Here is a 3229-nt window from a genome sequence, read left to right as displayed (position 1 = left end):
CACTGGAACCACCTGATCCCATCCCGAACTCAGACGTGAAACGGTGTCTCGCCGATGATAGTGTGGGGCCTCCCCATGCGAACGTAGGTCACCGCCAGGGCCTTATCCCCAAAACCCCCGCCTCCAAGCGGGGGTTTTTTTATGCGCGCACAAAAGACGGCTCGACAGAAACCCGGTATCCTGATCTTAAACCGCGCCGACTCCAGCAGTCATCAAGTCTGCCGGGGCCGATCCCATCCAAAAACATCGCATACCGCGCCGGGCGCGGTTCAAGGCGGAACGAATGCAATTCATCGACTTGAAGTCACAGTATCGGCTGATCGAAGACGACGTGAAGGCCCGGATCCATGCGGTCCTGGAGCACGGGCAATACATCATGGGACCCGAGGTCGAAGCGCTGGAGACCGCGCTCGCCGAATTCGTCGGAACGCGTCACTGCATCGGCCTTTCGAGCGGAACAGACGCATTGCTCGCGGCCATGATGGCGCTGGAGATCGGTCGGGGCGACGAGGTCATTACGACCCCCTTCACCTTCATCGCCACCGGCGAAATGATCGCACTGCTCGGCGTGCGGCCGGTCTTCGTCGACATCGACCCCGTGACCTACAATATCGACCCCGCCCGCATCGAAGAGGCCATCACCGGACGGACCCGAGCCATCATGCCGGTTTCTCTCTACGGCCAATGCGCGGACATGGACGCCATCAACGAGATCGCCGCGCGACATCGCCTGCCCGTGATCGAAGACGCCGCACAGAGCTTCGGAGCCACCTACAAGGGAAAGCGGTCCTGCGCCCTATCCGCGATCGGCTGTACGTCCTTCTTCCCCTCCAAGCCGCTGGGCGCGTACGGCGACGCCGGTGCCTGCTTCACGAACGACGATGATGTGGCGAAACGGCTGAAGGAGATCCGCAACCACGGCCAAGATCGCCGATATCACCATCCGCGCCTCGGCCTGAATGGCCGCATCGACACGCTTCAGGCGGCGATTCTCCTTGCGAAGCTGCCGCTGTTCGGGAACGAGATCGAGGCGCGAATCCGGATCGGGGCGCGCTATTCCGACTTGCTTCAGTCCAGAGGAGCAACCTCGAGCGAGGTCGCCGACGGTGCAGTGTCGACCCCCTTCATCGCACCCGGCAACGAGTCGGTATTTGCTCAGTACACCATCCAGGTCGGCGAGCGCGATCGCGTCGCGGCGGCATTGGCTGCCGAAGGGATTCCGACGGCGGTGCACTACCCTGTGCCCTTGAACGACCAGCCCGTGTTTCAACCGAGCCTGGAGCGATTCGGAACCCCGATCAGTGCGCGCGTGGCGCAGCGGGTCATGAGCCTGCCAATGCACCCGTATCTGTCCGATGACGAGCAGGTCCGGATCGTGGATGCAGTCGCGAGGGCCACTGGCTGACGCGTGGCGAACGCCTCGCGCCACGGCTCCGGACAGCCTCGCGGCTTACGGGTAGTCGGCCCGATGCAGCACGCCGTCGCAGGCGGGACAACCCTCCGCTCGGGCGGCCTCGGCGAGACCCTCGTCGATGTGCAGCAACACGGCGAAAAACGTGGGCTTTCAAGGAAGGCGTGGCACACTGATGGAGTCTCTTTATCTTCGCAAACAAGAGACTCTCCCGACAGGTATTGGTGTTCAAGCACCCCGAGGGAGGTACACCGCTCTCCCTCATGAAAGATGGCGATTTAAGGGGAAAAACCCATCAGGGAAGGTGGCCGTGCTCAGCCCGCAAGGTCGCGGCGGCAAAGGATTGTCGCCCTACGGTCCCGTAGGCTCATGGCGCGTAGGTCGGCATCCCCATGCCGATACGGAAACCTCATGTCCACCAACGCCGATCCCCACGCCCGGGATCGACCCATCCATGCCGACAAACAAACCGCTCGGTCGCCGACGCCGATCGGCAAGCCGAGGATCGACCGATAGCTTCGCCCGCGCGATCGCGGCGGCAAAGGGTTGACGCCCTACGTTCGTGAGGTCAGTGGTCGTCGAACACGTCTTCCAGGGATTCGGCATCGAGGAGACGCTCGCCCCAGCGCTCCAATTGGTCGGTGGTCGCCTGCATGAGCCGCGCGTGGATGTCGGCCGACAGCGGGCCGAAGCGCTTGGTGAGTAGGCGCACAAGGAGCTCCGCTTGGCCCTCGACGCGCGTGTGCAACGGCCGTCGTTCGGTCGGGCGTCGGTGCCGCCCGAGAGGTCGCGGCGGCAAGGGATCGCCACCCTACCCTGCTCTCGTGGTCATGACTGGCGGTCGGCATCCGCTGGCGTCGGTGCCGGCATCCCCATACCGACACGGGTGCCCGAAGCGCGCCCGCCTGGGACGTCCGGTGTTTGGTCGGGCGACGGTGCCGCTCGCAAGGCATGGGTGACCACCTTGTCAACGCACCCGCCCAAGAAATACACGTTAATGGCTTTAACGGAAAAAAATCTTCACGCATGAGTCAAATTTGCAAGGGGGTTATTTTGGCCTGAGCGAGGAGCTGCTCCAGGGCACGATCGAGTTCTTTGATGGCCTTGGCCATCGGGCGGTCGGGCGCTTGCGGGCAGCCGTCGAAGAGTTGTGAGAGTCCCGGTCGCAGCAGGCGGTTGTTGAGTTTCACGAAGAGCATGGCCACGCGCAGGCCGGTGGGGGTGACCTGATACTGGTGGCTGTTGGGCAGACGTTCGATGAGGCCGTGCAGGCGCAGTCGGCGCAGATCGTAGGTCGCCTTGCCGGGGCCGTAGTCCTGGAGCGGCACGCCGAGCAGTTGGGCCATTTTCTCGCGCAGCCAGACGTTGCGGAACCGCTGCGGAATGAAGAACAGGCACAGGGTGGCGAGGAGTGACATGACGCGTGGATCACCGAAGGTCAGGCGGGGGACCCGTTGCCCGTCGATGGTCTGCGCCTGGGTGACGGCCTCGAACACCCCGGCGGCCAGGGCACAGTCCTGACTGATGGTTTCGACCTCGAGCAGGCGGCGATTGGCGGCAAAGCCGATGGCCCGCAAGGCGGGCAGGTTGCACAGTTTGCGGCCGATGCCGAAGTCACGGGTGTTGTTGATGGTCGTTTCGGTGCGCAGCGCACGTTCGAGCTTGAAGTACTGCTTGATCTTGGAGCGTTTGTAGCTGACATGCAGCGTGGGGATGACCCCTCGGGTGAGCACGCGGGTACAAAACCGCTCCGGCGTGCGCTTGGTGATGCGACGATGGAAGATCAAGCTGACTTTCTCGGGTCGACCCAGATCGAGG

The 3229-nt window shown here is 63.4% G+C and carries 3 protein-coding genes and 1 rRNA gene; 2 read left to right on the top strand and 2 right to left on the bottom strand.

All coding sequences use genetic code 11. The features are described 5' to 3' along the window. Both rrf and VLR48_RS16700 read left to right on the top strand, forming a co-directional pair. A 5S ribosomal RNA gene (gene rrf, locus VLR48_RS16705) occupies positions 1-100 on the top strand; the annotation flags it as partial. A 183-nt stretch (positions 101-283) separates the two neighbouring features. Beyond that, entirely contained in the window at positions 284-1405 is a 1122-nt protein-coding gene (locus VLR48_RS16700) for a DegT/DnrJ/EryC1/StrS family aminotransferase (protein ID WP_325292873.1), read from the top strand. Between the two features lie 574 nt (positions 1406-1979). Here the strand turns inward: VLR48_RS16700 and VLR48_RS16695 are convergent. Next, the gene (locus VLR48_RS16695) at positions 1980-2159 is read right to left on the bottom strand and encodes a DUF4351 domain-containing protein (protein ID WP_325292872.1); all 180 of its coding nucleotides are present in this window, start codon (positions 2157-2159) and stop codon (positions 1980-1982) included. Between the two features lie 283 nt (positions 2160-2442). Next, a partial coding sequence (locus VLR48_RS16690) for a hypothetical protein (protein ID WP_325292871.1) occupies positions 2443-3229 on the bottom strand: 787 nt, incomplete at its 5' end.

The organism is Thiocapsa sp. (genome assembly GCF_035467215.1).
Classification (GTDB): domain Bacteria; phylum Pseudomonadota; class Gammaproteobacteria; order Chromatiales; family Chromatiaceae; genus Thiocapsa.
Note: the sequence above shows the minus strand (reverse complement) of the source record. Positions and strands in the feature narration are given on the sequence as shown.

Coding starts and splice junctions, on each gene's coding strand:
- VLR48_RS16700 (WP_325292873.1), top strand. CDS start 284: ATGCAATTCATCGACTTGAAGTCACAGTATCGGCTGATCGAAGACGAC.